Annotated in this window: 23 protein-coding genes; 13 read left to right on the top strand and 10 right to left on the bottom strand. The window is 39.1% G+C overall.

The annotated features are described in order from the left end of the window. Positions 1-3 precede the first annotated feature (3 nt). The 3 genes from nuoE to ATZ99_RS04000 are packed head-to-tail and all read left to right on the top strand — an operon-like array spanning position 4 to position 3027. A complete protein-coding gene (gene nuoE, locus ATZ99_RS04010) occupies positions 4-480 on the top strand; it encodes an NADH-quinone oxidoreductase subunit NuoE (protein ID WP_281178158.1) in 477 nt (158 codons plus the stop codon). Further along, the gene (nuoF, locus tag ATZ99_RS04005) at positions 473-2299 is read left to right on the top strand and encodes an NADH-quinone oxidoreductase subunit NuoF (RefSeq protein ID WP_068747957.1); all 1827 of its coding nucleotides are present in this window, start codon (positions 473-475) and stop codon (positions 2297-2299) included. The genes nuoE and nuoF overlap by 8 nt, the downstream gene beginning before the upstream one ends. Then, positions 2296-3027, top strand: coding sequence for a 4Fe-4S dicluster domain-containing protein (locus ATZ99_RS04000; RefSeq protein WP_068747956.1), 732 nt, complete (start codon positions 2296-2298; stop codon positions 3025-3027). Before nuoF ends, ATZ99_RS04000 begins: the two co-directional genes overlap by 4 nt. Positions 3028-3150: 123 nt before the next feature. On the opposite strand, the gene ATZ99_RS03995 is transcribed toward ATZ99_RS04000, so the two are convergent. Beyond that, positions 3151-3615 carry a hypothetical protein gene (locus tag ATZ99_RS03995; RefSeq protein ID WP_068747955.1) on the bottom strand — a complete coding sequence of 155 codons (465 nt, stop codon included), beginning with the start codon at positions 3613-3615 and terminating at the stop codon, positions 3151-3153. 89 nt (positions 3616-3704) lie between these two features. On the opposite strand from ATZ99_RS03995, the gene ATZ99_RS03990 reads away from it, so the two are divergent. The 5 genes from ATZ99_RS03990 (at position 3705) to ATZ99_RS03970 (ending at position 7689) form a co-directional block, all read left to right on the top strand. Beyond that, positions 3705-4076, top strand: a complete 372-nt coding sequence (locus ATZ99_RS03990) for a Na-translocating system protein MpsC family protein (protein WP_068747954.1) — start codon at positions 3705-3707, stop codon at positions 4074-4076. Between the two features lie 213 nt (positions 4077-4289). Further along, a complete protein-coding gene (locus tag ATZ99_RS03985) occupies positions 4290-5297 on the top strand; it encodes a Nif3-like dinuclear metal center hexameric protein (protein ID WP_068747953.1) in 1008 nt (335 codons plus the stop codon). 98 nt (positions 5298-5395) lie between these two features. Further along, positions 5396-6478, top strand: a complete 1083-nt coding sequence (locus ATZ99_RS03980) for a hypothetical protein (protein WP_068747952.1) — start codon at positions 5396-5398, stop codon at positions 6476-6478. Positions 6479-6481: 3 nt separating this feature from the next. After that, a complete protein-coding gene (locus ATZ99_RS03975; protein ID WP_068747951.1) occupies positions 6482-6724 on the top strand; it encodes a biotin/lipoyl-containing protein in 243 nt (80 codons plus the stop codon). Between the two features lie 137 nt (positions 6725-6861). Next, entirely contained in the window at positions 6862-7689 is an 828-nt protein-coding gene (locus ATZ99_RS03970) for a DegV family protein (protein WP_068747950.1), read from the top strand. Between the two features lie 551 nt (positions 7690-8240). On the opposite strand, the gene ATZ99_RS03965 is transcribed toward ATZ99_RS03970, so the two are convergent. The 4 genes from ATZ99_RS03965 to ATZ99_RS03950 are packed head-to-tail and all read right to left on the bottom strand — an operon-like array spanning position 8241 to position 11562. After that, positions 8241-9020, bottom strand: coding sequence for a putative hydro-lyase (locus ATZ99_RS03965; RefSeq protein WP_068747949.1), 780 nt, complete (start codon positions 9018-9020; stop codon positions 8241-8243). 1 nt (position 9021) lies between these two features. Then, the gene (locus tag ATZ99_RS03960; protein ID WP_068747948.1) at positions 9022-10023 is read right to left on the bottom strand and encodes a 5-oxoprolinase subunit C family protein; all 1002 of its coding nucleotides are present in this window, start codon (positions 10021-10023) and stop codon (positions 9022-9024) included. 20 nt (positions 10024-10043) lie between these two features. Continuing rightward, positions 10044-10775: a 5-oxoprolinase subunit PxpB gene (gene pxpB, locus ATZ99_RS03955; protein WP_068747947.1), complete on the bottom strand. Its 732-nt coding sequence runs from the start codon at positions 10773-10775 to the stop codon at positions 10044-10046. A 16-nt stretch (positions 10776-10791) separates the two neighbouring features. Further along, entirely contained in the window at positions 10792-11562 is a 771-nt protein-coding gene (locus tag ATZ99_RS03950) for a LamB/YcsF family protein (RefSeq protein WP_068747946.1), read from the bottom strand. A gap of 217 nt (positions 11563-11779) precedes the next feature. Here ATZ99_RS03950 and ATZ99_RS03945 point away from each other — a divergent pair, with 217 nt between their 5' ends. The 5 genes from ATZ99_RS03945 to ATZ99_RS03925 all read left to right on the top strand — a co-directional run bounded on the left by ATZ99_RS03945 (position 11780) and on the right by ATZ99_RS03925 (position 18385). After that, positions 11780-13249: a sodium:solute symporter family protein gene (locus ATZ99_RS03945; protein ID WP_068747945.1), complete on the top strand. Its 1470-nt coding sequence runs from the start codon at positions 11780-11782 to the stop codon at positions 13247-13249. Then, the gene (locus ATZ99_RS03940; protein WP_068747944.1) at positions 13236-14339 is read left to right on the top strand and encodes a sensor histidine kinase; all 1104 of its coding nucleotides are present in this window, start codon (positions 13236-13238) and stop codon (positions 14337-14339) included. Before ATZ99_RS03945 ends, ATZ99_RS03940 begins: the two co-directional genes overlap by 14 nt. 213 nt (positions 14340-14552) lie before the next feature. Beyond that, positions 14553-15788, top strand: coding sequence for an Nramp family divalent metal transporter (locus tag ATZ99_RS03935; RefSeq protein WP_068747943.1), 1236 nt, complete (start codon positions 14553-14555; stop codon positions 15786-15788). A 113-nt stretch (positions 15789-15901) separates the two neighbouring features. Further along, positions 15902-17251 (top strand): sigma-54-dependent transcriptional regulator, encoded by a 1350-nt coding sequence (locus ATZ99_RS03930; protein ID WP_068747942.1) that lies wholly within the window; start codon positions 15902-15904, stop codon positions 17249-17251. 87 nt (positions 17252-17338) lie between these two features. After that, a complete protein-coding gene (locus tag ATZ99_RS03925; protein ID WP_068747941.1) occupies positions 17339-18385 on the top strand; it encodes a protein-glutamate methylesterase/protein-glutamine glutaminase in 1047 nt (348 codons plus the stop codon). On the opposite strand, the gene ATZ99_RS03920 is transcribed toward ATZ99_RS03925, so the two are convergent. The 5 genes from ATZ99_RS03920 to ATZ99_RS03905 all read right to left on the bottom strand — a co-directional run bounded on the left by ATZ99_RS03920 (position 18365) and on the right by ATZ99_RS03905 (position 20241). After that, positions 18365-18907, bottom strand: a complete 543-nt coding sequence (locus tag ATZ99_RS03920; RefSeq protein ID WP_068747940.1) for a competence protein ComK — start codon at positions 18905-18907, stop codon at positions 18365-18367. The genes ATZ99_RS03925 and ATZ99_RS03920 overlap by 21 nt on opposite strands. Positions 18908-18978: 71 nt before the next feature. Continuing rightward, positions 18979-19503, bottom strand: a complete 525-nt coding sequence (locus tag ATZ99_RS03915) for a peptidoglycan recognition protein family protein (protein WP_068747939.1) — start codon at positions 19501-19503, stop codon at positions 18979-18981. Positions 19504-19517: 14 nt separating this feature from the next. After that, positions 19518-19673 carry a YvrJ family protein gene (locus tag ATZ99_RS11565; protein WP_083947333.1) on the bottom strand — a complete coding sequence of 52 codons (156 nt, stop codon included), beginning with the start codon at positions 19671-19673 and terminating at the stop codon, positions 19518-19520. A gap of 90 nt (positions 19674-19763) precedes the next feature. Then, the gene (locus ATZ99_RS03910) at positions 19764-19985 is read right to left on the bottom strand and encodes a DUF2922 domain-containing protein (protein WP_068747938.1); all 222 of its coding nucleotides are present in this window, start codon (positions 19983-19985) and stop codon (positions 19764-19766) included. A gap of 34 nt (positions 19986-20019) precedes the next feature. Then, complete coding sequence (locus ATZ99_RS03905; protein WP_068747937.1) at positions 20020-20241, bottom strand: DUF1659 domain-containing protein; 222 nt, start codon at positions 20239-20241, stop codon at positions 20020-20022. Between the last annotated feature and the right edge of the window lie 189 nt (positions 20242-20430).

Raw genomic sequence — 20430 nt, 5'->3', positions numbered from 1 at the left:
TTTATTTTTGAGGAAGGTGAGCATATGATTGAATCCATACTGAAGCGGTATCCGAAAGAAAGACGATTTCTTCTTGCAATTCTCCAGGATATTCAAAGGACGTACAACTATTTACCGCGAAAAGCTTTAAACGAAGTCCGGGAGTACCTGGATATTCCTTTAAGCAGCCTTTACAGCATGGCAACTTTCTACAGGGCATTAAGCCTGAAACCCAAAGGGAAATACGTTATAAGGGTTTGCGACGGTACCGCCTGCCATATAAGAGGCTCCATGAATCTCTTGGAAGAAATTAAAAGGGAGCTCTCCCTTTTGCCGGGAGAAATAACTCCGGACGGTAAATTTTCTTTGGAGACGGTTAACTGCCTCGGCTCCTGTGCCATAGCCCCCGTCATGATGATAAACGAAAGGGTTTACGGCAACCTTAAGCCGGATATGTTAAAGGAAATTTTTAGCAGCTTAGGGGGTGAGGAAAATGGTTGAGGATAATATGCCCGATAAAAAAACGGTATTGATATGCTGCGGTACGGGCTGTTTGGCTAACAACAGTTATGAAATATATAGAGAGCTTAAAAAAAGGGTAGAAGCTGCCGGTGAAGATATATCGGTTAAGCCCGTGCTTAAAACAACGGGTTGTAACGGCCTTTGTGAAAAAGGGCCGGTAATTACCATTCTACCGGAGGATATTTTTTACTGCAAGGTTAAGATTTCGGATGTGGATGAAATTTTCGAAAAGACCCTCTTAAAAGGTGAGATTATTGAAAGGCTTCTATATCTGGATATAAAAACGGGTAAAAAGGTTAAATCCCACAAGGAAAGCGAGTTTTTTAAAAGGCAGAAAAAAATTGCTTTGCGAAATATTGGTCAGATAGACCCGGCCAATATCGAGGATTATATCCAAAGGGGAGGCTACAGGGCACTTAAAAAGGCTTTGTTTGAAATGTCGCCCGATGAGATAATTAATGAGGTAGAAAAATCGGGTTTAAGGGGAAGGGGAGGTGCGGGATTTCCTACCGGTTACAAGTGGAAGCAGGCAAAAAAAATAAACAGTTTTCCGAAATACGTTATATGTAACGGCGATGAGGGAGACCCCGGGGCTTTTATGGACAGGAGTGTAATGGAAGGAGATCCGCATAGCATTATAGAAGGGATGATAATAGGTGCTTATGCCGTAGGTGCCCAAAAAGGGTTCGTCTATATAAGGGATGAGTACGCCCTTGCGGTAAAGAATGTCTCAAGGGCAATAAAGGATGCTTATGGAAGGGGATTCTTAGGCGAGAATATTTTGGGCAGCGGTTTTAACCTGGATATAGAAATTGTCAGGGGCGGAGGGGCTTTTGTATGCGGAGAATCCACAGCCCTTATGGCCTCTATAGAAGGAAGGGTAGGAGAACCCAGGGTAAAATACATAAGGTCTACGGAAAAAGGATTATGGGGACAGCCTACGGTTTTAAACAATGTGGAGACATGGGCAAACGTACCCGTTATCGTTGATCGGGGAGCAAAGTGGTTTTCCTCCATAGGCACCGAAAAAAGCAAGGGTACAAAAGTTTTTTCACTGGTAGGCAAGGTAAACAATACGGGGCTTATTGAAGTGCCCATGGGGGTTACCTTGAGGGAAATCATTTTCGATATCGGCGGAGGCATCCCCGGTGGAAAAAAATTTAAGGCCGTACAGACGGGAGGGCCTTCGGGAGGATGTATACCCGAATCCCTTCTGGATTTACCCGTTGATTTCGATTCCCTTGATAAGGCAGGATCCATGATGGGCTCTGGCGGTATGATAGTAATGGATGAGAGCAACTGCATGGTTGAAGTTGCAAGATATTACCTGAAATTCCTTTCGGAAGAATCCTGTGGAAAGTGCACTCCCTGCCGGGAAGGAATAAGGCGGATGCTGGAAATACTGGAGGATATATGCGCCGGTAAGGGAAGGGAAGAGGATATCAAGCTTTTACTGGAACTTGCGGAAACGGTAAGGGAGGCTTCTTTGTGCGGGCTTGGGAAAACCGCCCCCAATCCGGTGCTTACTACAATTAAATACTTCAAAGATGAATATCTTGCTCATATAAAAGAAAAGCGGTGCCCTGCAGGGGTATGTAAGGAGCTTACCTCTTACAGGATAAATCAGGAGCTTTGCAAACGGTGCGGGGTATGTGCAAAAAAATGCCCTGCCGGTGCTATTTTTTCAAAACCCAAAAGCCCCTATGTAATAGACAACAACAAATGTATAGTCTGCGGAGCCTGCAGGGAAGCCTGCAGGTTTAACGCCATCGAAGTTATGGGGAGGCGGGAAGGATGAAAATAAAAATTGACGGTTTGGAATGTGAGGCAAATTACGGGGAATATATACTCGAGGTTGCAAAAAGAAACGGCATACATATACCCACATTGTGCCATACGGACGCCCTGCCGGGGCAGGGAAGCTGCAGGCTCTGCATTGTGGAGGTGATCGAAGGTGGTAAAAATAAGGTGGTTGTGTCCTGCCTTTACCCCGTAACCAATGAAATAGAAGTTTTAACAAATTCAGACAAAATAAGAAGGATGAGGAAAAACATAATAAGGCTTCTTGCGGCAAGGGCACCGGAAAGCGAACATATAAGAAAACTTAAAGAAGAATACAAAGTTCCTGAAGAAAAAAGGTTTAATGTAGATAAAGGAGAAAAGTGCATTCTATGCGGACTTTGCGTGAGGGCATGCGAGGCGGTGGGTGTTTATGCGATATCGTCGGTGAACCGGGGGATTACAAAAAAAATTTCTCCTCCCTTCGAAGAACCTCCCGAAGACTGTATCGGGTGCGGTGCGTGTGCCCAGGTTTGTCCTACGGGGGCGATAGCTTTAAAGGAATTTGAGGGCAAAAGGGTTATCTGGGATAAAACCTTTGAGCTCGTAAAATGCAGCGTTTGCGGAAACTATTTTACGACCCGCGAACAGTATGAATTTTTAAAGCAAAAATACGGCTTAGAGGCGGAAGAATTTCTTTGTGACAAATGCCGGAAAAAGTCTACCGCTCAAAAATTGGTTTTCTAAAATTTACCGCCCCGTTATAAGTTAGGGGCGGTTCTCAAAAAAATATTGATAAATTTTACGAAATAGTGATAAAATTTTATTTAATATAATTTTTTGAAACAAAATTAGGAAAGGAGGAGATTCTTACCTTTTCCGGTATAAATCGTTAATTAGCTCCGTTATATCTAAAATGTACTCTCCTCGCCCGGGCCAATCTATTTTAATATAGGGTGAATTCAGTGCGGCTATGTGAGAATTTTTTTCCGAGTAAATTTTTAAAGATAATTCCTCAACGAATCTACCGGGATCTAAAAAAATATTTGTGTTCACTTTCAGGTAAATTTTATCTTCCAGATCTAAAAAAAGTATTTTAAACGGTTTTGCAGGTTCTGCTTCAAAAGTCTCCGTATAGTTTTTAAAATCGTAAACTTTTTTTCTTCCTATGGCAGCAATTCTCTTTCCTCCAAGAACACAGCCGGAAAACTTGAAAATATCGCTGGATGAGGTTTCTTTTATTTCGGAATCATTAATAAGTATTATATTATGAAACTCATAAAAATCCGAAATGAATGTAGTCCTGTTGGTAAAAAACTCAACGCCTATTTCCATATTGACCCTCCTCAAGAAGTATAACGGTATATCTTATATTATTCAAAATACGGTAAATAGGTTACTTATTTTATTAAAAGGAGGAGACTATGAATCCAAAAAAGTTTGGGGACTTTAAACAGCTCATTATGAAAATAAATAACAAAGTAAATGAGGAAATGTACGGCAGGGGGCTGGATTGGCAGAAGGTCGAAATCTTTGGAGATAAAATAGTGATAATAGCCTGCAATAAAAGAATATCCGTTTTAAAACACCTGGATGAAAAAGAATATTTTGTCACCAGGTTGATGGATTTAGCGCTACTCTCCGAGTTTAAACTGAGGTTCAAACAAAAGTTTGAAGAGGAAACCGGACTTAAAATAAAAAGCCTCCTGAAAGATTACGATCCGGAACAGGAATATGCCGGCACTATTATAATTACCACAATGCCCGTGGAAGAATTTTTGGAGAAATCTTCATAGTGAAAATAAATACTATTGACAAAATAATATATTCACTGTATATTTTTATATAGACAAGCTGAATATGGTGGAAATGACTGGATAAGAGAGATCCCCTTTAGAGGGATAGCTCGAGGCCGTCAGATAAATGCTGCAGGGTGTAAGATTTTCTTACATACCCTTTTGCGGTATTTATTTGGCGGCCTTTAAATTTTTTAAAAGGAGGAATAAATTTTGAAAATCAAGGAAATTGTTAGCGCTTTAAACGAAATAACGGGAGGAAGGGTAGTTGCGGACCTGTCGGATATCACTCTGGGTAAAAACCCCTTTGTGGTAATGAAATCTTCAAATATACCTGGCAAGGAGGTTATTGAAATCCCGGGACTGGTGTTTGGCGACCCGGAAAAAGAAGTTAAAAAGGTTGCTATTACCATGACCCTCACCGAGCAGTCCATTGAGCTTGCCGGGGCTACGGGCGTGGACCTGATAATTGCCCATCATCCGGTAGCTGATGCGGCGAATTCAGGGGGTGTAACCCTGAAAAACTACCTCGGATTATACGGAATATCGGTAATAGAATTGCACGAAGCTTTTCACGGCCTGCACCCGGGGATTTCTTATATTCACGGTCACAGGGCGTATAAGGTGGATATAAGTTACGGAGGGATACCGGGAAATATAATGTATGTGGGTAAAGTCCTGGAAGGCATCAATACGCTGAAGGATATGATAGAAAGAATAAATTCCTTTATGGATATTAAAAGAGAATTTCTGTCTTTAGAAAAGGAAAAGAGCGCATACGGCAATGAAGATCTGATTAATTCAGCAACGGCAGCTTTAGCCGAGATTTACCTTGGGAACCCGGATTCAAAGGTACAGCACATTTTACATATTTTCCCCCATACCGGATTTGAACCGGTACATCTTTTAAAAGCAAAATCGGAATATCCCGAAATCGATACCGTAATATGCTCCATAAGCCGGGTAAAGAGGGAAAGCCCTCTTGTCGAAAAGGCAAAGGAATTGGGCCTTAATTTCATATGCGGAAATTCCCATGCTTATGAAATCTTTGAAAATGGATTACCTTTAGCCCTGGCTTTAAAATCTTACTTAAAAGACGATATCGAGATTCGCATTTTCAGGGAAAAGGTTTACTCATTCCCGGTCGTGGCCTTCGGCTCGGACAAAATAAAGGAATATGCGGATTATATAAGCCAAAATTATCTGATAAAAAAGATGTAACAATTAAAATAAGGTCCTCTCTGGGGGGTGATGGGGAAAAATTTTTAAATAAATTATTCTTAAAAAAATCAATCAATTAAATTTTAAGGAGGGGTATTATGGCGGTTAAAGAAAAAGAAGTATTGGGCACCAGGAAGATGGAAAGAATCGAATACGTAGGCCTTACGGTTCTGGGATTATCCCTTGCGGTATTATTTTTCAGGCCCGGAGTGATAGGCGGAATTTTCGATGCCATGGTTAACAAAACCGTCCCCGTTATAGTAAAGGTATATTTAACTGGAACCCTTGGGTGCGCTATAATCCTGAGTGTTATGACCGGAAGGATTCTTGAAAGACTCGGATTCACCGATGCTCTTGTAAGATTATATATACCTCTGGCCCGGTGGATTAAAATTACACCCCTTGTAATAGTTCCCGCAATTTACAATATCCTGGGAGATATAAATGCTGCGGGCAGAATAACAGCCCCCTATTTGAAAAAGGTAGGAGCAACAAAAGACGAGCAAAAAATTGCGGTAGCCACCATGTGTCAGGGAAATCAATCCTTTTCCACTTTGATGCTCGGTATTTTAGCCTTTGCTACCGGCGGCATCTGGGCTTTTCCTGTAATATTCATAGGGCTTTTTTTGCCGGTTATCCTCGTTCCTCTATTGTTAAAGGTCACCCTTTACAGAAACGTCAGCTTTAAAGATATTTCCGATATGCCCCGGTTTACCCCCAGCACGCCTATTGTCCCCACTATTTTTAACGGTGCCCGGGAAGGCGCGGAACTCTTGTTCCTGCTTTTGATACCGGCAGCAGCGGTAATTTTTGCAATAATGGGGGCCCTGGATTATATCGGCATATGGAAGCCCATAGAAAATGCCCTGACAGGATTTCTCGGGGCTCTCTCCATTGATCCTCAGACGGGAATACAGTCCATACTGGTTTCTCCAACCCTTGCCATGAACACCCTTGTTCAGACCATAAAAAATATACCTCCCCGTTTTGCCATAGGTTCCTTTATCATTGCAGCTTCGGGCTTTCCTCTTCAAATACCCTTAGCACAGATTCCGGCGGTTTGGTCGCAGAATTCCGATTTGACCGCTCAGGAAGCTTTAGAAGCAGCGGTTGTAGGAATTATCATCAGGATAATTTCAGCTTTTATCCTGGCAATGATTATCACACCTTTAGTGGTGTAACCGATGGAATATTTTATATCGATGCCGAAACACGGTTTGACGATGAGAGAAGGAACCGTTATAAAGTGGTTGAAAAAAGAAGGCGAAGAAGTTAAAGCAGGGGAAGAAGTTGTGGAAATTTTTACCGGGAAGGTAAATATAATGATCACCGCAGCAAATGAAGGTATTTTGAAAAAAATACTTGTAAATGAAGGCTGTGTGGCTGAGGTAGGAACTCCTATTGGGATAATTGAAGATATAAACTAAAAAGAGGCAGGAAAATTCCCTGCCTCTTGCTTTTTCCTATTTATAATTTAATGTAAAATTTATTGAAAAATATTCTTAATTTTGTAATAATCTAATTATAAACAAAGAAAAATAAATTAAAAAAAGGGGTATTTTGTATGATTCATATTGTAACCGACAGTGCGGCGGACCTTCCCGCAGAAATTTTAAAGGAGCATAATATTCATGTAGTGCCTTTAACGGTGAAAATTAATGGAGTGGAGTACAGGGAAGGAGTTGACCTTTCACCGCTGGAATTTCAACAAAAGATGTTAAGTTCCCGGGAACTTCCGGTAACATCTCAGCCCTCACCCTATAACTTTTTTAATGTATTTCAGGAACTATCGAAAAAAGGACAGGTGCTTTGCCTTACGCTTTCTTCAAAGCTAAGCGGTACTTTCCAATCAGCCTGTGTGGCAAAAAACATGCTGGGGGAAAAGGTAAAGGTTTATGATACTCTTGCAGGTTCTCTCGGCCAGGGAATTCAGGTGATAAAAGCGGCTAAATGGGCAGCCGAAGGGCTGAGCATTGATGAGATAATAGAGAAGTTGGATGCGGTAAGAAAGGAAATGAGTATACTAATCCTTCTGGATACCTTGGAGAACATAGTAAAGGGTGGAAGGTTGAGCAGATTTCAGGGTTCCTTAGCAAAGGTCCTTGATATCAAGGTAATTTTGCACGCGGTGGAAGGTGCGGTAGAGGTTCTGGATAAGGTAAGAGGTAAAAAAAGATTTCTTATGAGAGCGGTAGAAGTTATATCGGAAAGAGGCAAGGACTTTTCCGAAAAAATCTTTGGTATCACTCATTTAGATAATGAAGAAGACGCTAATTTCCTGAAAGGGGTAATAAAAGAAAGATTTAACCCCAAAGAGGTTATTGTATGTCCCATGGGTTCCACTATGGGAACCTATGCTGGTAAGGGCGGGATGATTATTTCCTTCGGGTAAAAATAATCCTCTGCTATTTTTTGACAAATTAAAACGTATTTTATCAAAGCAATAAAAAAATTGTCAATAAGAAAAATATAAAAATAAGTAAAAAAATTTCAAAAACATATTGAAAAAAATATTTGTGTTTGATATATTAATTCATGAGCTTAAAAATAAAAGAGCCTCAGCAAAGTGGGGGGATAGGGGAATGCTGAGGCTTTGGAAAGGGAGGTTTCGAAGAACTCCCTTATTTGCGCAATTTTTTAAATATTAATTCTTCTAAAAATAATTTTAATATACTTGTCCAGCAATGTCAATATTATTAATTAGGAATTTTTTAAATTCTTCCACCCTGGTTTATAAAAAACAGGGTATTTTTTATTTTATTTCTACATTAATTATAAACCTATAATTTGATATTTTTTGTTAAATTTTTATGAATTATTTACGATATCGGAGTGTATAAAGGAAGCATGCGAAGATATATTAGGCCTACCTATTAATAAGGTTTAGAATATAGAAAAACTTAAAAAATCCCCCGAAAAATTTTCTCGGGGGATTTACTATAATTATAAAACAGCTAATTCTTCATCTTTTAAATCAGTTATAAACATATGTCCGGGTGAATGGGTAATCATGATATCCGGCTTTGAACTCAATGCAACGGATTGGGGAGTAACTCCGCACGCCCAGAAAACTGGCACTTCGTTTTCCTTAATCTCAACAGGGTCGCCAAAATCGGGCTTTTCAATATTTTTTATCCCAATTTTTACAGGATCACCTATATGAACGGGTGCGCCGTGTACTGCAGGGAATCTTGATGTTACCTGAACTGCACGGATTACCAATTTTTCCGGTATCGGCCTCATGCTTACTACCATTTTTCCTGAAAAAACACCGGCAGGAACTGTATCTATATTTGTAATATACATGGGTACATTCTTGTTTTCTTCTATGTGCCTTACTGGGATACCGTTTTCTAATAATGCTTTTTCAAAGGTAAAGCTGCATCCCAGCAAAAAGGAAACGAAGTCGTCTTGCCAGATTTCTTTTATGTCTGTTACCTCATCAAAAAGCGTTCCGTTTTTGTAAATCCTGTATTTCGGAATATCGGTCCTGATATCCCCATCCTTTGCTATTTTTGGGACCGGGTTTCCCGCATCTAATACATCCAATAGGGGGCATGGTTTGGGGTTTCTAAAGGAAAATAGCAGAAAATCATATGCATACTTTTTTGGAAGTATTACCAGATTAGCCTGGACAAAACCAAGGGTCATACCGCAGGTTGGCCCCTGCCATTTACCATCTCTTATCAGTTTTCTTGCCTCAAAGGCAAGTAAATTATTCATATTATAAAACCTCCACTATTGAAAAATATTCCTTACCTTTTACTTTAATATTATAGTAATTTAAAGGGACCGCCGTTTCTTTAATAATTCTTATTTTTTCCTCAGTTTGTGCCAAAATCTTGTGGGCTTCTTCTACGGTCACCGCTTTAAACTTAATCCTATCGCCGGGCTTTAGCTGAGCAAGCCTGTCTAAATCAGGGGATATTAGGGTAGCAATTTTTACGTATCCTCCTGTGGTTTGAGCATCTTTAAGCATTACAATGGGTTTTCCGTTTGCAGGCACCTGCACCGCGCCCGGAACGAGGCCATCGGTTATTATATCGTGCTTTTTTGCTTTAATTTCCGGGCCTTCCAAACGAAGACCCATTCTATCCGAATCCTTGCTTATTGTGTACTCCGAGCTCAAAAATTTATCAATCATTTCCTTTTCGAAGTAGTCGTCCTGAGGCCCCAAAATAACCCTTACTTCCATAAAGGAGGGATATTTTGGTATGTATTCATCCCTTACTTTTACTAATTTACATTCTATATTAGTTTCCTTTGCCTTTAAGATATCATCTTTTAAAAGCCTTCTTCCCATGTAGCCCCCGATGTTTCCCCTTGTATACGTAGAAAAGCTTCCCATCTTAAAGTCCCCTTCAAATCCCCCTTTTACCGCAAGATAGGCACGGCATCCGGACTTTAACTGCCCAAAGGTAATAGTATCGCCCTTTTTTACCGGTATTACTGACCAGTTAGGGACCAAATTGCCGTTTAAATATACGGGGATTTGTGCACCGGTAACCGAAATAAATGTTTTATTCAGGGCTTCCAAATGCGGGCCCATCATGGTTATTTCAAGAGCGGGGCAATTCTCCGGATTTTCAAGCAATATATTTGCTATTTTAAACGAAAATTCATCCGCAGCACCCGAGGTAGGTACACCCTGATGCTCGTAACCATACCGGCCCATGTCCTGTATTGTTGTAAAAAGTCCGGGGTTTAATACTTTAAAAACCTCCAATTTCTAATACCTCCCGAAAATCAATTAGCGTAATCATAAGTCTTTACGTTAAATTTTCCATTATTTACTTCCTCTCTTATTTTATAAAACTCTTCTTTTGCGATCCTTACAAATTTCAAATAATTACCCGCCTCCAAAAGTATCGGTCTCTCGTTTTTTGGGTCGTAAATTTTTACCGGTGTCTGCCCTATGAGCCTCCAACCGCCGGGGCTTTCTATAGGGTAAATGCCTGTCTGCTTATCCGCAATTCCTACAGAGCCTGCTGGTATTTTTTCCCTCGGCCTTTCAAGACGCGGGGTAGCTATTTTTTCAGACATTCCACCGAGGTACGCAAAACCCATGGTAAATCCCAGCATGTAAATACGGTATAAGGGCTTTGTGTGAATTTCTATTACCTCTTCAGGGGTCAATTTATTATAGGATGCTACGAATTCTAAGTCGGGACCAAACTCATCACCGTAGACGACAGGTATTTCTATTACCTTTGCATTTTTATATGAAGATTTGTCGATAGAAGAAAGCATATTCTCTATTTTTGATGTAATTTCTTTATATGGGATTGTAAGAGGTTCATATTTTATCAAAAGGGACCGGTAAGTTGGTACAAGGGATATTATTCCCTTAATATTTTTTTCTTTTAAAAAGCCGTAAAGGGCCATTACCTTATCATTACATTCTTCCGATATTTCGTTTCCGAATTCAACTAGAACAGCTTTGTCTCCTTCGGGTAAAATTTTTGGTTTTTCGTACATCTTTTATCTCTCCCGATCAGAATAAATTTTTCATTGGTTGAATTTCAATGCCGTTTTCCTTGAATAGTTTATTAAGCTTAGACGCAAAATCAACGGCTTTGGGGTTATCACCGTGGATGCATACGGTTTTTGACCTTACCTCTACCTCACTCCCGTCCACCGCCACAACCTTACCTTCCTTAACCATTTTTAAAATTCTTTTACATGCTTCTTCTTCATCGTGAATGACAGCATTTGGAGCACTTCTTGGTACAAGGGTGCCGTCTGGATTGTAGTTTCTATCTGCAAAAAATTCTATGGCATATTTAATCCCTTTTTTGTTTGCACAGTATTCCAGCTCCGAATTGCCCAATCCTACGCAGATTAAATCCTCGTCCACCAATCCTATTGCTTCCACGATTGCTGCTGCGAGTTTGGCATCCTTCATTGCCATATTGTAAAGGGCGCCGTGGGCTTTAACGTGTTGAAGCTTTAATCCTTGAGCCTCTGCAAAAGCCTTTAATGCACCAATTTGATATATAAGGTAGTTTTTAACTTCTTCAGGAGAAACGTCCATATTTCTCCTGCCAAATCCCAGAAGGTCCGGAAAACCCGGATGAGCTCCTATTTCTACATTGTATTCCCTGCAGTATTTTACAGTTTTTGCCATTACATTAGGGTCTCCTGCGTGAAACCCGCAGGCGATATTTGCGGAGGATATGTATTTTACTATCTCTTCATCCCTTCCTATCTTATAGGCTCCAAAGCTTTCGCCGATGTCGCTGTTTAAGTCGATTTTAAAAAGCATTTTAAGACCTCCCCTGTAAGGATTTTTAACTTTATTATATTGCAAAATTTATACCCGTAAATTCCATTATTATTAAAAGAATTAATATATATTTTAAATAGGCAGAATTCTTTTTAATAAATATTTTTATTATAATTATTTTATACAGTTACTAATTTAAGATATTTGCAAATCGTGTGCGATATTGCACATTTATTCAAAAAATGGAGGAATTTTTATGGTTAAATCATTTTTATTTATGTCCTTTTTCTTTATTTATACGATTTTAATAGTTTATTCAACTCGCAGCGGATTTTACGATACCTACAATGTGGAAGATTTTTTTCTTGCGGGTAAAAAATTAAATACCTTTTACAGTACGGGTACCTTTATCGCAACCTGGTTTTCGGCAGCTTCCATCCTGGGTTTGGGCAGCTATCTTTATATTTACGGCATATCGGCGGTTTTTTACAGTATCCTGCCGTGGTTTTTCGGAGCCGTTTTACTGTATTTTCTGTCCAAAACCATTAGGAAAAGTAATATTCACACCTTTCCTGAATTTTTTCAGGAAAAATATAATTCTCAGCTTTTACAAAAAAGTTCATCCATTATAATGATTATTTCGTATGTATTTTATATCACCATGCAAATAAAGGGTTTCGGTATGGTTATGAGTATGCTCCTTGATATTCCTTATAGCCTTTCCCTTTTACTTGTGTATCTTTATATTTTTTATACTACCTTCGGCGGCCTTTTTTCCGTCGTTAAATCCGATGCATTAAATGCTGCTGTTATATTTGTTTCTTTATTCATCTTTGCGGTCTATATAATTAAGTTAAATAAAGGTTTGGCCAATTTATATATAAATGCTTTAAATGTGGATACACCGCCTTTATTAATCTGGAATATATCCACCCCCAGGGGAGGGTTGCTTGATCCTTTTTGTAAAGGGCTCAGGCCTCCCTTATACCTTTTATCCTCATTTTTCGGATGGGGTTTAGGGCTTGCTGCCAATCCCCAGTACATTATAAGGATTGTTTCTGCAAAAAGCGATAAAACAGCAAAGAATATGATAGTTTATTCTTTAATCATACTTTCCGTGATTTACTTTTTTGTAATTTTCGGGTCCATAGGTTTACGGGTTCTAATACCTATTTTTGTAGATAGTTCAAACAAAAATATAGATGATATAGTGCCGCTCTTGTTTAATCGTATCGCTCCTTCGTGGATAACCGGGGTATTTTTAATAGGGATAATTGCTGCTTCGGTATCCACCGCAAACTCAGAATTACTTCTGATATCCACCAGCTTTTGGAATGACTTACTAAAGAGGTTTTATAAAAATATCGGCGATGAGGATAAAATCCTGAATATAAACCGAATTTTAATAGGTATTGCTGGAACCGTATCGATGATACTTTCCTTAAATCCGCCTGAAAACCTTATCGAATACGGAGGCAATATATGGGGAATCTTTTCTTCATCAATATTTGTACCGCTTTATGCCACAATGTTTATAAAAAAACCTAAAAAGTTAAGTGCTGAAATATCCTTTTTCTCAGGCCTTATTACTTATATGCTGTTTTTTATACTTCAAAACAGGGCAAATATTCCTTATATAAAATTGATTCATCCGGGAATGCCCGGTTTTATAGTATCACTTGCAGGGTTTATTGTGGGGGAGGTGAAAAAACATGAGAAGCATTGAGTCAAGGATACTTATACCTTTTTTGATAATAATAATATTTTCGTTGGCAGTCCTCGGATTTACCTCCTATTACGGATCCTATAAGATTTTTAAAAGTTTATTATATTATCTCCCCGACTATAATGAAAGCCTTTATACTGGTTTTGTTTCTTCAAAGCTGCTCGAACTTCAAAAATACACAATACTTGTTGCGATTATATCCATAATCGTAGCATCCCAGCTTACTTTTTTCTTTACCTATGGTATTGTAAAACCCATAAAAAAGCTGTCCATCGCATGTGAAAGGGTGGCAAAGGGCGATTTTGAGGTAAAGGTGGAGTATAAAAGCGAGGATGAAATAGGTACTTTAAAAGATGCTTTCAATACTATGGTAGCAAAAATAAAAGAATACATAGAGAATATAGAAAAGATAAATAGGCTTTCTCTGGTGGGGGAAATGTCTGCATCCCTTGCCCATGAAATCAGAAACCCACTTCAGGGTATAAAATCCTGCCTTCAGGTTATAGAGACAGACCTTAAAGAAAGCAACTTTTCAAAAGAACTTTTCCCTTTGGTATATAACGAAATAAACAGGATCGATAAGATAATTTCAGATTTGTTAAGCTACGGAAGGCCCTCCGAGCCTCACTTTGAATTGATAGTTTTAGATAATGTTTTAAATGAAATTTTACCCCTTGTGGATTCTATGATAAAAAAGAAAAGTTTGAACCTTAAAATAGATTTGGAAAAAGATCTTGAAATTTATGTGGATTCTTCTCATCTTAAGCAGATTATAATTAACGTAATATCCAATGCGGTGAAAGCCTGCAGGGAAAAGGATTCCATTTTCATAAAGGCACAAAAAAAGGATGGTGAGGTTGTAATAGAAATAAGGGACACCGGAATAGGGATTGCAAAGGAAAACCTTTCAAAAATATTCAACCCCTTTTTTACCGCTTTCGGAGAAGGTACGGGATTGGGGCTATGCGTGGTTCAGGTTCTGGTAAATCAAAATAACGGCAAATTAAAAGTAGAAAGTGAAGAAAACAACGGTACATCATTTTATATATCATTTCCTTGTGCGATATCGCACACTATGAGCGGAAACTAACAAAGTTATGATTAGCTGCATTATTATATAAAAGCCCGAATATTGCTAAAACGGGCTTTTTTATTTTTGGAATGATATTTGCAAAACTAAAATAACAAAAATAATTGATAAACTAATTTATTTTACGGGAGGTGAAGGAGGGATTTTATCCCTAAGTTAAACCTTTAAAAAACTACATTATTAAAATCCATTGAAAAAAGGGAGGTTAATGAGGTGGAAAAAAAGACATTTTGGCAAAAAATAAAAAACATAGGTCCGGGAGCGATAGTCGTTGCGGCATTTATAGGACCGGGAACCGTTACCACATGTACCCTTGCGGGCGTAAACTACAAATATACCCTTTTGTGGGCAATGCTTTTTGCTACCATAGCAACAATAATCCTGCAAGAAATGTCTGCAAGAATAGGTATAGTATCCAATAGAGGCCTCGGAGATGCAATAAGGGAGGCTTTTGCCGAGAATCCGGGAGTAAAATACCTTGTTATTGCTCTGGTTATTGCCGCTTTAGGTATCGGCAACTCTGCATTCCAGAGCGGTAATATCAGCGGGGCATCGATGGGTCTTGAAGTTATATTAGGTGGCACCAGAAAATTGTGGGTTGCTATAATTGCAGTGGTTGCAAGTCTTCTTTTGTGGACGGGAAGCTACAGGCTTATTGAGAAGGTTTTGATCGGACTTGTAATTTTAATGAGCGTTGTTTTCGTAATCACTTCAATCGTTATCTCCCCAAATTGGTCGGAGGTAATGTCAGGGCTTTTCATACCGAGAATACCGGCGGGTGCCCTTGTCGTTACTCTGGGGCTTATAGGTACGACGGTTGTGCCTTATAACCTGTACCTGCACTCGTCAGCTGCTGCTGAAAGATGGGGTAAGGAAAAGGATAAAAAAGAAGCCATTTCGGATTCAAGGTTAGACTCCATAATCTCTATAGGTTTAGGCGGAATTATATCAATAGCTATTATAATCACCTCCGCATCCATGTTTGGTCAGGGCGTCACTATAAAGTCCGCTGCTGACATGGCTCGCCAGTTGGAACCCTTACTTGGCCCCTGGGCAAAATGGTTTTTTGCTTTGGGACTGTTCGGTGCTGGCATTTCCTCGGCTATCACCGCACCTATGGCAGCGGCTTTTGCTATTACAGGAGTATTGGGCCTCGGAAGGGACCTCAAAAATTCTACATTTAGATTAATATGGTTAATAGTAATGCTCGTAGGTGCCTTTGTGGCGTTCATGGGAGCAAATCCGGTACAGATAATAGTTTTTGCTCAAGCAATAAACGGTGTACTACTTCCAATTTCCGCTGTATTACTGCTGATGGTTATGAACAAAAAGAATATAATGAACGAATATGTAAACAACGCAACATCAAATATTTTGGGGTATTTCATTGTTATATTTACGATAATTTTAGGTATAAGGATGATCCTGAAAGCATTAAAAATAATATAATTTGAATATAATTAAAAGCAGGTCAAAATATGGCCTGCTTTTTTTATTTTAGCAGGATATTTATAATAAAGTATAGAAATTATTTTTAAGTTCTAAAAAGCAGGTGGTTAATATTGAAAGCAAAAAAAATACTAATTATAGATGACGAACCGGCTATCTGCAAAGCCCTTCAAATCTCGCTAAAATCGGAAGGATTTGAAGTTGATACCGCATTTTCTGCAAAAGAAGGAATAAAGAAATTCAAGGGATTTTTACCCGATGTGGTTATTCTTGACCTTCGCCTTCCCGATTCGGATGGCATAAAGGTAATGGAATCAATCAAGGCTATAGAAAGGGATACGATAGTTATACTAATAACCGCATATGGAGATACAAAAACTGCGGTGGAGGCAGTGAAAAAGGGAGCATATGATTTTATTACAAAGCCCTTTGACCTTGAGGAACTTAAGATTACTCTAAAAAAGGCCTTGAAGGAAAAAGCTCTTTTGGAGGAAAACCATATTCTTAAATCTTTGCAGGGGAAAAGTGCTTTTATAACTAAAGATAATGAAATATTAAATTTTTTTTCTCAAATAGAAAACATGGCCAATACCGACTGCCCCATTCTTATTGAAGGTGAAACGGGCACGGGCAAAGAGGTAATGGCAAAAATGATACATGAAAGCAGTGACAGAAGGACAAAACCGTTCATTCCCATCAACTGCAGTGCAATTCCTGCGAATTTATTTGAAAGCGAGCTTTTTGGCTATGAGAAAAACGCCTTTACGGGAGCAACGGAAAGAAAAAAAGGTTTGATTGAACTGGCGGACGGAGGTACCCTTTTTCTTGACGAAGTAGGAGAAATCCCTTTGGAACTTCAGGCAAAGCTCCTTCGTTTTTTGGAGGAAAAGGCAATAAGGAGGGTTGGAGGATTAAACTACATCCCTGTTGATGTAAGAATTATTTCTGCTACAAACAGAAATTTAAAGGAGGAAATAGAAAGGGGAAATTTCAGAAGGGATTTATATTACAGGCTCTGCGTTGTAAACTTTAAGATTCCACCATTAAGGGAAAGAAAAGAAGATATTTTACCCATTTCGGAACATTTTTTAAAGGTTTTCAATACCCAATTCAATAAAAATATCAAAGGTTTTACCGAAAAGGCAAAGGAAATTTTTTTAGATTACAGCTGGCCGGGCAATGTGAGGGAATTAAGGAACATTATAGAAAGGGCGGTTATAATAGCAAGAGGAGAATATATTACCGAAAAAGAACTGCCCCTTGAAATGAGGGGTTCGATAGATGATATAGTTTTAGAAAAATACCCAAAAACCGATGTAATACCCCTGGAAGAGCTGGAAAAATACCATATAAAATTGGCACTTGAAAAAACCGGGGGCAATATTTCAAAAGCTGCAAAACTTTTGGGTATTAGCCGGTTCGCTCTTCAAAGGAGGATAAAAAAATATTTTGAAAGCGACTAACCCTTCATTTTTGAAAGGGTTTATTTTTTGCCTTTGTACCTTGTCGAAAATCGTATATAATAATAGGTAAGAAAGGGGTGAGAGATAATGATAAAAGTACTCGTAGCTGATGATTCTGCACTCATGAGGCTTATGATAAAGGATATCTTAGAAAGTGACCCCGAAATTAAGGTTATAGATACTGCAAGAAACGGGAAAGATGCCGTTGAAAAGGCAAGAAAACTAAAGCCCGATGTCATAACGATGGATGTTAACATGCCAGAAATGGATGGATTAGAGGCTTTGAAAATTATTAAAGAGGAGAAACTCGGCAGAGTAATAATGCTTTCCTCCATAACCAGGGAAGGGGCAGACATTACTCTTAAAGCATTGGAATCCGGTGCTTTTGATTTTATACCAAAGCCCGGAGGCAGCATATCGATAAATTTAAAGGACCTTTCCGAAGAAATTATTGAAAAAGTAAAAGCTGCGGCTAAAAACGGATTCCGGGAGCTTTCAATGGCAATTCGCGAAAAGAGAGATTTTTCGGATATAAAATATAGTACCTCTACTTCTAATTCGCTAAAAGCCGTTGTCATAGGCATATCCACGGGAGGACCAAAAAATATTATGGAAGTATTACCTTACATACCCCCTGACATAAATGCCGCAATATTTTTGATACAGCATATGCCTCCCGCATTTACCAATCAGTTTGCAAAAAGGCTCAACGAAAGCTGTAAAATAAAAGTGGTGGAAGCGGAGGACAAAATGAAGGTAGAGAAAGGTGTGTGCTATGTCGGTAAAGGGGGTTATAACCTCCTTCTTGAGGGGGATAAAAATTCTCCCGTAATAAACCTTACCGATTATCCTAAACACCGATTTATGCCTTCCGCAGATGTGGCTATGAATTCAATACTGCAAATATTCGGGGAAGATACCATAGGAGTTTTGATGACGGGCATGGGCTCCGATGGGGCAGAAGCAATGGTTAAAATAAGAAAAGCCGGAGGAAGGACCATTGCAGAATCCGAGGAGACCGCAGTAATATTCGGAATGCCGAGAGCTGCAATAGAAAAGGGAGGAGCGGAATTCGTCCTCCCAAATTACAAAATTGCGGAAAAAATTGTGGAATTAGCTGGACTTAGAAAATAGTTCGGAAAGGAGTTCTATTACCCTTAATTTATTCTCCATGTTTTCTTTATCCTCATTAATTTTTGAGACAAGTTTTGCATCCTTCAGGTAAGAGTTTACAGTGGAAAGGGATAAATATACTTCTACCTCCTTACCGCAGCGGAAAAGGATTAACGACCTTTTTTTATCCTTTTCTTTAACCTTTTCTATTTCATAAAAGGAAACATAGCCTAAGGTGCCGTCGTTTAACGAAAAGGGCTTTTCCCTGAATTTTACCGGGATCATTATGTAAAAAGAGGATAAAGGGAGGGGGACCCCGTTTCTTCTGTGGATAACCCTTCCGTATTCCTTTCTAATTAAGGTCAAATCCTTTCCGAAATGCCTTGCCATACGGGAAATCAGGGCTTTTACCGTTCTGTTTTCGCGTATTTCCTTTCCATTTTTTAAAACGACTATACTGGTATTCCCCTGGTCTTTTTCATATATGGGAATAAGAGCGGCTATGCCTTCATTTATTAAAGCTTCGAAATTTTCTTTTGCCACCAAAAGTCCCCCCTTTTCATACATATTACCAAACATATGTTCTATTATAATTATATAATAGAAATTAAAAATTAAGCAAGGGAAAAAATATTAAAATCGAACCGATCGCCCGGACATTCGGTAGCCGCCCCCACCACATCCTTATGCCGCAATATTCCTGTTTTCGGGATTTTATAAACATCCATCAGGTATATCAGGAGCTCTTTTAAGGCCTTTATCTGGGCATCGGTGGGCTTCATGTGTCCTTTTTTGCCGTCAGGATTATCCTTTGAGGAAAAATTTCCGGTAACCGCAATCCCGATGGACCTAACATTCATTTCGCCAGCACTGCAGTGAGCTCCTGGAGCAAAATCCGGCCTTCCCGGCTCTACTTTGCCATCCGCCCTGATGAGGTAATGATATCCAATACTGATTATCACTCCTCCATCGGAAGTAGCCGGGTAGCCTTTTTCAATATATTCCTTGACCAGGTAATCCGGAGAAGTAATTTTCACACCGAAACCTCTTTTTGCGTGGATTCTGTTAATTTCCAGTGCCGACATGTCAGACCCGGCAGTATGGTGCAAAACGATAAAGCGTGGGTAAAGCCTATCCATGTAATTCCCTCCCGTTAATTTTTTTGTTCCTTTATTCCCTCTATAACTTTGGCCAGCTCGAAAATGCTCGATGTGAGGCTCTCCATTTTTGACTCAATCCTTACGAGAAGGTAGATTGAGACAACTATGGGAAACCCCACATTGGCTACCTGAGCCACCAGTCCTTCCATAAAAACCCTTCCTTTCTATAAGACTATGAAAATTTTATTCATTTTGTTAATTAAAAAGGATTTTAAAAAGCGGGGATAACCCCGCTTTTTTTATGCCGTTGGTATAACTTCGATGACATCCCTTACCACTATCCGCGCTCCCAGTACCTTTACTAAATCTCCTCCCGAGGTAGAAAAGATGTTTTTTAAAATTATCAGGTTCATTGCATTTTGAACGTTTTCAGGAGTAAGGTCCTGCTTGGGCTCGGGCAGGGTAAATCTTACGGTTTTGCCGGCAGAATTCTGAAAGGATAGCTCCAAATTACTGGTCATTTATTTCACCTCCGTGTTAATTATTTTTAATTGATTAAACTTCGCTTAGTTCTACTTCTAAGGTCTTTCTTACCGCCTTTAGCGAGTACGATTGTAAGGCGGCTAAGGCTTTGGCTACATCCATTACATCCTGGTCCTGAGCATCGGTTTTGAGATTTCTGAAAGACCTGGTTTTCACCACCGGCTTTCCCTGATCGTCAAGGCCGGTTTCCACATGGATTTCCAGAACCGCGTTGATAGGAGTTACGTTCACCATTTTTGTCACCTCCGATTTATTTTATTGCCGCGCGACAATTCTAATTATAAAGGGGTTAGAAAGAAAAAGAAAAAGCCGGGGGAATCCCGGTCGGTGCTCGATATAGAACGAGTGTTTGCATTTAATAATTAACAAACATTTAATATTCTAAAATTTGAAGTTACTCTTTAATAAATAATGATTTTTTCA

Source organism: Thermovenabulum gondwanense (assembly GCF_001601575.1).
GTDB classification, from domain to species: Bacteria; Bacillota; Thermosediminibacteria; order Thermosediminibacterales; family Thermosediminibacteraceae; genus Thermovenabulum; species Thermovenabulum gondwanense.
Note: the sequence above shows the minus strand (reverse complement) of the source record. Positions and strands in the feature narration are given on the sequence as shown.

Coding starts and splice junctions, on each gene's coding strand:
- ATZ99_RS03975 (WP_068747951.1), top strand. CDS start 6,482: ATGGAATATTTTATATCGATGCCGAAACACGGTTTGACGATGAGAGAA.
- ATZ99_RS04000 (WP_068747956.1), top strand. CDS start 2,296: ATGAAAATAAAAATTGACGGTTTGGAATGTGAGGCAAATTACGGGGAA.
- ATZ99_RS03950 (WP_068747946.1), bottom strand. CDS start 11,562: ATGCTTTTTAAAATCGACTTAAACAGCGACATCGGCGAAAGCTTTGGA.
- ATZ99_RS03980 (WP_068747952.1), top strand. CDS start 5,396: ATGGCGGTTAAAGAAAAAGAAGTATTGGGCACCAGGAAGATGGAAAGA.
- pxpB (WP_068747947.1), bottom strand. CDS start 10,775: ATGTACGAAAAACCAAAAATTTTACCCGAAGGAGACAAAGCTGTTCTA.
- ATZ99_RS03965 (WP_068747949.1), bottom strand. CDS start 9,020: ATGAATAATTTACTTGCCTTTGAGGCAAGAAAACTGATAAGAGATGGT.
- nuoF (WP_068747957.1), top strand. CDS start 473: ATGGTTGAGGATAATATGCCCGATAAAAAAACGGTATTGATATGCTGC.
- ATZ99_RS03995 (WP_068747955.1), bottom strand. CDS start 3,615: ATGGAAATAGGCGTTGAGTTTTTTACCAACAGGACTACATTCATTTCG.
- ATZ99_RS03940 (WP_068747944.1), top strand. CDS start 13,236: ATGAGAAGCATTGAGTCAAGGATACTTATACCTTTTTTGATAATAATA.
- ATZ99_RS03945 (WP_068747945.1), top strand. CDS start 11,780: ATGGTTAAATCATTTTTATTTATGTCCTTTTTCTTTATTTATACGATT.
- ATZ99_RS03970 (WP_068747950.1), top strand. CDS start 6,862: ATGATTCATATTGTAACCGACAGTGCGGCGGACCTTCCCGCAGAAATT.
- ATZ99_RS03915 (WP_068747939.1), bottom strand. CDS start 19,503: ATGGATAGGCTTTACCCACGCTTTATCGTTTTGCACCATACTGCCGGG.
- ATZ99_RS11565 (WP_083947333.1), bottom strand. CDS start 19,673: ATGGAAGGACTGGTGGCTCAGGTAGCCAATGTGGGGTTTCCCATAGTT.
- ATZ99_RS03990 (WP_068747954.1), top strand. CDS start 3,705: ATGAATCCAAAAAAGTTTGGGGACTTTAAACAGCTCATTATGAAAATA.
- ATZ99_RS03910 (WP_068747938.1), bottom strand. CDS start 19,985: ATGACCAGTAATTTGGAGCTATCCTTTCAGAATTCTGCCGGCAAAACC.
- ATZ99_RS03925 (WP_068747941.1), top strand. CDS start 17,339: ATGATAAAAGTACTCGTAGCTGATGATTCTGCACTCATGAGGCTTATG.
- ATZ99_RS03905 (WP_068747937.1), bottom strand. CDS start 20,241: ATGGTGAACGTAACTCCTATCAACGCGGTTCTGGAAATCCATGTGGAA.